The 7593-nt window shown below is 58.9% G+C and carries 6 protein-coding genes; 1 reads left to right on the forward strand and 5 read right to left on the reverse strand.

Annotated features, from left to right (window positions below; translation table 11 throughout):
* Positions 1–359: 359 nt before the first annotated feature.
* The gene (locus tag CBW50_RS27560) at positions 360–1439 is read right to left on the reverse strand and encodes a tartrate dehydrogenase (RefSeq protein WP_086148452.1); all 1080 of its coding nucleotides are present in this window, start codon (positions 1437–1439) and stop codon (positions 360–362) included.
* 105 nt (positions 1440–1544) lie between these two features.
* Here CBW50_RS27560 and CBW50_RS27565 point away from each other — a divergent pair, with 105 nt between their 5' ends.
* On the forward strand, positions 1545–2447 hold the full coding sequence (locus CBW50_RS27565) for a LysR family transcriptional regulator (RefSeq protein WP_086148453.1): 903 nt from the start codon (positions 1545–1547) through the stop codon (positions 2445–2447).
* A 1-nt stretch (position 2448) separates the two neighbouring features.
* Here the strand turns inward: CBW50_RS27565 and CBW50_RS27570 are convergent, their stop codons facing one another.
* From CBW50_RS27570 to CBW50_RS27585, 4 genes are all read right to left on the reverse strand, one after another.
* The gene (locus CBW50_RS27570; protein WP_086148454.1) at positions 2449–3939 is read right to left on the reverse strand and encodes a DUF3482 domain-containing protein; all 1491 of its coding nucleotides are present in this window, start codon (positions 3937–3939) and stop codon (positions 2449–2451) included.
* Positions 3936–5414, reverse strand: a complete 1479-nt coding sequence (locus tag CBW50_RS27575; RefSeq protein ID WP_086148455.1) for a DUF2868 domain-containing protein — start codon at positions 5412–5414, stop codon at positions 3936–3938. The genes CBW50_RS27570 and CBW50_RS27575 overlap by 4 nt, the downstream gene beginning before the upstream one ends.
* Positions 5415–5476: 62 nt before the next feature.
* The gene (locus tag CBW50_RS27580; RefSeq protein WP_086148456.1) at positions 5477–6166 is read right to left on the reverse strand and encodes a hypothetical protein; all 690 of its coding nucleotides are present in this window, start codon (positions 6164–6166) and stop codon (positions 5477–5479) included.
* A 209-nt stretch (positions 6167–6375) separates the two neighbouring features.
* Entirely contained in the window at positions 6376–7311 is a 936-nt protein-coding gene (locus CBW50_RS27585) for a HAMP domain-containing sensor histidine kinase (RefSeq protein ID WP_253252016.1), read from the reverse strand.
* Between the last annotated feature and the right edge of the window lie 282 nt (positions 7312–7593).

A 7593-nucleotide genomic window follows, 5' to 3' on the forward strand; every position in this document is an offset into this window, starting at 1 on the left:
GCTCACTCAAAAACAACTGACAGGCCACTTCTTGCGAAGCGTCCTATTTCATTTATTTCTTCGTGAACATTTGATATTTTAAGTATGACGCCAATCCGAAGATCGGCGCTGCACTACATCAAATGTCCACACTTATCGACTGTTAATTGTTAAAGAACTGTATTCGGTACTGCTTTCGCGCTATCGACAAAGCGTTGTGTTTGTCAGCTGCGAAGAAGGAAGAGTATGAAGCGTTTCGCTAAATCCGTCAACCCTCTTTTTTACTACCTTCACCGTTTCCAGTGATCCCGTTGTTTTGCAAACTGCAGCGCCTCATTGGGGAGGCGAACTATAGCAAAGCCCCCCATGGGCGGCAAGCTTTATTTCAGCAATGCTGCAACTGCCATGCCGACATCGGTCGTACTGGCGCCGCCTCCCATGTCCGGCGTACGCGGTCCATGCTCGAGCACCTGTTCAATGGCGTGCAAGATCGCGTCGTGCGCCGCCGTGTAATGGGCATCGCCATTGCCGAGGAAATCGAGCATCATGGCGCCCGACCAGATCATGCCGATGGGGTTGGCAATATTCCGGCCATAGATATCTGGGGCAGACCCGTGTACCGGTTCGAAGACGGAAGGGAAAGTGCGTTCCGGATTGATATTGGCCGACGGCGCAATGGCGATCGTGCCCGTACACGCGGGGCCCAGGTCGGACAGGATGTCGCCAAACAGATTCGACGCGACCACCACGTCGAAACGCTCGGGGCTGAGCACAAAACGGGCCGCAAGTATGTCGATATGGTATTTATCCCAGCGCACATCGGGAAATTCCGGCGCCATGGCTTCCACCCGCTCATCCCAGAATGGCATGCTGATCGCAATACCATTCGACTTGGTCGCCGATGTCAGGTGTTTTTTAGGCCGGCTTTGCGCCAGCTCAAACGCATACTTCAGGATGCGATCGACACCCTTGCGCGTAAACACGGATTCCTGCAGCACCGTTTCGCGCTCTGTCCCCTCGAACATACGCCCGCCCACGGACGAATATTCTCCTTCCGTATTTTCACGCACGACATAAAAGTCGATATCGCCCGGCTTTTTATTCGCCAACGGACAAGGTACGCCCGGCATCAGCCGTACGGGCCGCAAATTGACGTACTCGTCGAATTCACGCCGGAATTTCAACAGCGATCCCCATAAGGAGATATGGTCGGGCACCTTGTCCGGCCAGCCCACGGCGCCAAAATAAATGGCGTCGAAATCCTTAAGCTGGGCAAACCAGTCCAGGGGCATCATTTGCCCATGCTCCAGGTAATAGTCGCAATTCGCCCACTCCATGGTAGTGAACTGCAACTCGATATTGAAGCGGCGCGCTGCGGCCTCGACGACACGCAAGCCCTCCGGCATGACTTCATTGCCGATGCCATCACCAGCGATGACTGCGATTCTGTGTGTAGCCATGACATTCTCCTGTTGAACTATAGGGATGCATTGATGATACTAGCGCGACATCAGAATACAATCATGTCATTTGCAACCCAAGCATCCACACTTCGTGAACAATTGATGAACCATACGCCGCAGCTCGAAGATTTACGCCTGTTTTGCCTGGTCGCCCAGAAAACCAGCTTCGCCGCCACGGCGCTGGAACTGGGCATCTCCAAGGCTGTCGTCAGCAAGCGCATCGGCATGCTGGAAGCGGCTTTACAGACGCGCCTGCTGCACCGGACCACGCGCCGGGTCAGCGTGACCGATCATGGCGAAATCGTGCGGCAATGGGCGCAGCGCATCCTGGAGGACGTCGAACAAATGGGTGAAGCGGTGGCGCAGTCAAAACTGCAACCGCAGGGTGTGCTGCGCATCTGTTCCAGTTCCGGCTTCGGCCGCAATCAGCTCGGCCCCGCCCTGTCCCAGCTGGCAAGGCAGTATCCGGAGCTGAAAATACAGCTGGAACTGCTCGACCGTCCCGTTGACCTGCTGGGCGAAGGTTTCGACCTCGACGTCCGGGTCGGCGTAGTTCACGAGCCCGATCTGATCGCGCACCGTATCGCCAGCAACAGCCGCGTGCTGTGCGCCGCGCCCGCCTATCTGGCACGGCACGGCGTGCCCGTTACCCTGGCGCAATTGCGCGAGCATCATTGCATCGTCATTCGCGAACGGGACCAGGATGGGCAGCGCTGGAAACTGCAGGGCCCACAAGGACTGGAAACCGTGAAAGTCGATGGGCCGCTGTCCGCCAACAATGGCGAAATCGTGCGCCAATGGGCGCTCGATGGCCACGGCATCATCCTGCGTTCCGCCTGGGATGTGGACCGCAGCCTGGCGCAAGGCCATCTGGTGCGCATCTTGCCTGCATATCAACAGGCTGCCGATGTGTGGGCGGTCACTACATCACGACTGTCAAACTCGGCCAAGGTGAGGGTTTGCGTGCAGTTTCTGCAACAATGGCTGCTGGCGCGAGACGCATGACTCAGGCTTGAGGCGCCACCTCCGGATACAGGCGCGACAAGGTATCGGACGCAATGGCCGAGATAATAGGCAGAACGCGCTCGGCAGCCGGCTCCAGCGCTTTTTCCCGGCGGACGTCCTTCCACAATTCCAGCAATGCGCCATCATGGCGCGCCACGGCCCGCTCCACTTCATCCTGCCAAAAGGCCGGGGCTTCGCTTTCAACGAAATTGCCGCGGCCACGGCCAAAATGCGCCACCGCCAGATAACGCAGTACGCCCGCCACCACCAGGGTGCGCAGAAAAGCATCGGTAAACTGCATGGTGGGTTGATTGCGATCCGTACCTGAATTAAATCCCCAGGCGGCACCAGCGAACGTTAACGCACCAACCACGCCGCCCAGCAAGGCGCCCGTGCCCAAGGTCAAGCCACCGGATATCAGGTCGGCTGACAGCCCCGTCGCTGCGCCGGAGATCATGGCGCCCAGCAAGCCCGCTTGCGCCTTGTCAATCGGTGCGCGCACGGCGAAATTTTCCCGCACCCGCGCATTGATCTTATGCGCATCGGTCGGATCGAGTTTGTGCAAGATCAAGAGTTCACGCGTGGTCTCGCCGCTGCGCGTATTCAGCCGCGCCACCAGGTTGGCCATCGCCTTTTCCTGGCGTTGCTGCTCTTCATTCTTGCCAATGCCCACCACCTGCAAGGCCGACTTCAAGAGCCCTTTCGAGACGGGCTCGATCGCTTCGCTATCCTGGCCGGCCACGGCCAGCTGCGTGGCCAGCAAATGCATGGCCTGCTGGAAACGCGCCGTATTCTGTGCTTGCCAGGTCGCAAACAAACGCGCATAGCCGGCCTGCTGCGACTGTGGCAGCAATTTGCCCACGGCTTCATAAAACACGCGCTCATGCACCCAACAGCGGGCAAAGGCATCGAGCGCCAGGACATCGCGCACGATGGGATATTGCCGCAAATGCTCGCGCCAACGCGCCTGTTCGCCCTGCTCCTCATTGCCCGGACGAGGCGGCCCCATCTGATTGAGCAAGACCACCACGGGTTTGCCCAGCCATTCGAGGATTTTCATTTCCGCCGGCAGGTAGCCCGCATCCTTGGGGTGCTCCGAGGAATTCACCAGATACAGCACCACATCGGCCGCGTCCCTGGCCGTGCGCAGCGCCTGCTGGCTGAGCCAGAATGGGCGGTCGCGATAACGGTCCAGCACTTCGCGCAAGAACCAGCCGATGGGATTGCCCGATTGCCCCAGGCGCTTGAGCAGGCGCACGGAGTCGCCAAAACCGGGCGTATCCCACAATTGCAGGGCATCGCCCTGCGGCGTGGCCAGCAAGGTATGCGATTCCGCAAATACCGTCACATGGGCGGCATCGCGCACTTCGCCGATATCCACACCTACCAGCGTGCGCGCCAGGGTCGTCTTGCCATTATTCGTATGCGAAATCAGCGCAAACTGAATCTGCGCCGCATCTTCCTGGACATCTTTATTTACGTTCACGCTCATGCTGCTGCCGATAACTTCAGCCCGACACCCGCATCAAGCGGGCGCAGGGTTGGATTGAGTAAATTGACCACCGTGGCCGTGGTTTTGTGAAACTGGCAGAACTGCCGCCACAAGGCGATTCTTTCCGCCAGGCGGGCGGCATTGTCCGCTTGCTCGCCAGCATGCTCCAGATAGCTGGATTCATCGATGAGGACGGCGATGCCGCGCGTCGATGATTGCGCCAGGTAATCAAGGAAAGCGCCGTGGTTTTCCTTTTCCGGTGTCGCCGTCAGATTGAACAGCACGGCCGTGATATTGACCTGCGGATCATTCAGGTCCGTGCCGCGCAAGACTTCCTGCGGCTCCTCGCCATACGACGTCGATGGGCGCAGCATCATGCGGCCCTGCTCGCCAAACAAGATGACGGCGATCTGCCCCAGGCCCTTGTGGCGCGCCTCATCGACAGTAAAACTGTACGGCAAGACACGCAGCATGCCGCCCGTCGCCACGCCTATGCTTTCATTGAGTTTACGGAAATACGGTTGATCCAGATCAAGCGGAAAGTGTTTCGCCAGACGGGCTGCGCGCCAGTTGTTACCGAGCGCCAGGATCAGGCGGGGAACGACGACCAGCAGGAAAATCGTTGCCGCATACAAATGCACCCACCGCGCGCCGCCTTCGACGGTCGTCGTTTGCGGGAAACGCAGCGCTTCGATTTCCGCCAGCGAAAAACCTTGCAGATGAAACAGGGCAATGGCCGGCGCAAACAGGGTCGAAAGCAGACCGTGCACCTGGCTGGCACTCAAAAACGTGCTTTCCCAGCCTGCCGCATACTGCGACAGGAAACCACGCGCGTACAGCGAAGCGACGGCGCCGGTGGCAAACATGGCGGCGCTCAGGTGGATGGTGCGACTCAGGCGCGCGGCCGTCAGCCTGCCGCTCAGATGCGCCCACTCCCCCATGAAACTGAGCAAGCCCGTGGACAATGCGTGCGGCAGCTTGCGCGGCAAGGCCAGCCGGCCCACGCTCAGGTGGCGCACCAGACCCGCTTTCGGCCAACCGAGGGCATGCGAAGGAATGCACATCCAGATCAGCAAGCCCAGGTACACCAGCACATTCCAGGCGATGATCAGCAGCAAGGGCGCCGACAGCAAATCGACGCGATGGGGATCCGTGATGCGGTCGAGCCCGGCACCCAGCAGCAGTGCCAGCAAGGGCAAGGTCAGCGCCAGGGTCTTCATGCCGTTGCGGCGCTTCGCGAACGCCGCGAAGGCGGGCGTGCGCTCGGTGATGCGTTTGATGATCAGCTCGGAACGCTGCTGCAGGAAATCGTCACCCGTGACTTCGGCCTGCTTGCCCGAAGCTTGCCACTGCGCAAGTTCACGCGCACTGCGGCTGGCATACATGCGGTCATCCTCGCTGAGGACCTCTTTTTTCTGGTCGGCCGTTTCGATAGCACGGACCAATACCACTTCTCTCGCAATCTGCTCGTTCATGGTGCTCCTGTTTTTGTATGAAACGACAACTCGACAGGCAGATTGTGACGTACTTTTGTGTTTCAGGCCAACGCGTCGTCGGCCTTGAACATGCTGTACAGCAGATAAATGAGGAAAGCAGCGATCCAGGCCGACCACAAGGCATGCGAGAAAAACTGCGTACCTTGCAATTGCTGCAAATAACTGGCCGCCAGGCAGCACAGCAACATGAGAGCGGCGACCAGGACCGCCATGCGCGGTTGCCGGGGCAGCCAGAACAGCTGCGCGGCCAGCAGCCACCATGGACTCCCCGCCTTCATTGTTGGCAGGCAAGTCATGGCGGATACCTGCGCCGGCATGCTTTCCAGCAGCCGCGCATATGATTCCATCCCTCCATAACGGAGCAAATCGCCGGGGCAGGACAGGCCACTGAAAGCAGACAGCAGATAAATGCTCACAGGCACCAGTACGGCCGACAGCGCCAGGACACGCAAGGCTGTGCGCCGCGCTACGGGCCATGCCAGCGGGCGCCAGGCATCCCACAGCGCCAACACGATGGCGGCAACGGCCAACACGCTCGTGGCGAGACTGACGTTACTTGCCAGCACGTTCTGGCTGCCAGAGAAATGCCCGCGCTCGGCATCGAACATGCTGTCCGCGATAGTCAGGTCGAGGTTGGTATAGTTGCCGATCCAGATAATCAGCAGGGCCGACAACATCAATGCGCTATCGATGCCTTTGGGTGTTTTGACGAGCTTCAGCTTGGCCAGCATGGGTGTATGCATTTACTTGGTGAGATGAAAGGAACCGGCCGCATGCAAGACAGCGGCCACGGAAGTCATCGTACAGGGTCAACATGAAGAGAACATGACGATTCCCACCATCAACACTTAGTGGGCCAGGATGCGCTTCAAGCTGCACCTTACAAGCAGGAAGATGAAATGTACGTTAGCCACGCGTTAAATTTTCGTTAAACCAATGCCTACGGCTTACGTAAAATCAATACGCAGCACGCTGCCGCCCGCAGGACGGATACTGAACACCAGGGTAGCCCCCAGATACAGGCAAATGCGTTGAACCAGGCCAAGTCCCAATCCCGCGCCGGAGGAACCGCCCAGGTTGGCGGGATCGCTTGCCGCAGCGAGCGGGCACGGGCGGCCTCGGGCAAGCCTGGCCCCGTGTCTTCAACGATCAATGCGCGTCCCGTCAGATGTACGACGACTTCGCCCTGCAATGTGTATTGGCAGGCATTGCGCACCAGGTTGCCAATAGCCGCGCGCAACAATTTACGCGGGGCATGGACGAGAAAATCATCGCCGCCTACGAAGGCCAGCGTCAGCGGCTTGCCGGCCGTGTACGATTGATAGCGCACGCATTCTTGCCGGGCCAGTTCAGCCATGGAGAGCGGGGCACACGTCAGCAATTCCGGCGCGCGGGCCAGGTGCAGCAAGACCGTCACGGAATCGCTGGCCTCACGTGCCGCCCGGTAGATACGCTCCGAGGCGGAATGGACCAGCGGGGCACTACCGCCATGCACCAGCAGAATTTCCGCCGCTCCTGTAATCACAGTCAGCGGCGTTCGCAACTCGTGGCTGACATCGCCTGTAAAAAAGCGCTCACGGTCAAGAACTTCCGCCAACTGCGCCGTACGTCCGGCAAAAGCACGTGAGAGTATCCCCAGTTCATCGGCGCTATCCTGTAACGGCAACGATGGCTGTTCCGTCTCGACGGCCCGCGTCAGCGCCATGATCGGCGTGATCAGCCGGTTGGCGATGAAGGCGCCCAGCAACGATGCACAGATCAGGAAACCGATAAAACCCAGTGCGAACATGCTGCACACCACCAGTTCGGTCTTTTCATATTCAGTGGCATGGTCGATCACGACGAATTCGCCATGCACATCGCGGCCGGCGAGCACGTGCAAGTCGATGCCGTCTTGAGGCGGTCGTCAACCTAGGTATAGAGATTGGCGAGAATATCGTGACTGTCTTCAATGATCAGGATGCGCATACCAGCATTGTAGGGGGGATTGAACTGCAGCATCGCCAGACGAAAAAAAACCCGCTCATTGCTGAGCGGGTTTTTTTCTAGGTGAAACAGCCGGCGGCTGTTTCACCAAATAACAAGCCTGACGATAACCTACTTTCACACTGGTTGCAGCACTATCATCGGCGCAAAGTTGTTTCACGGTCCTGTTCGG

Origin of the sequence: Janthinobacterium sp. GW458P (assembly GCF_002127585.1) — a bacterium.
Taxonomy (GTDB): Bacteria; Pseudomonadota; Gammaproteobacteria; order Burkholderiales; family Burkholderiaceae_D; genus Janthinobacterium.

What these genes read in the sequence shown, in the direction of transcription:
- CBW50_RS27560 (WP_086148452.1), bottom strand. Translation starts at nt 1,439, where the DNA reads ATGGCTACACACAGAATCGCAGTCATCGCTGGTGATGGCATCGGCAAT.
- CBW50_RS27565 (WP_086148453.1), top strand. Translation starts at nt 1,545, where the DNA reads ATGAACCATACGCCGCAGCTCGAAGATTTACGCCTGTTTTGCCTGGTC.
- CBW50_RS27570 (WP_086148454.1), bottom strand. Translation starts at nt 3,939, where the DNA reads ATGAGCGTGAACGTAAATAAAGATGTCCAGGAAGATGCGGCGCAGATT.
- CBW50_RS27575 (WP_086148455.1), bottom strand. Translation starts at nt 5,414, where the DNA reads ATGAACGAGCAGATTGCGAGAGAAGTGGTATTGGTCCGTGCTATCGAA.
- CBW50_RS27580 (WP_086148456.1), bottom strand. Translation starts at nt 6,166, where the DNA reads ATGCTGGCCAAGCTGAAGCTCGTCAAAACACCCAAAGGCATCGATAGC.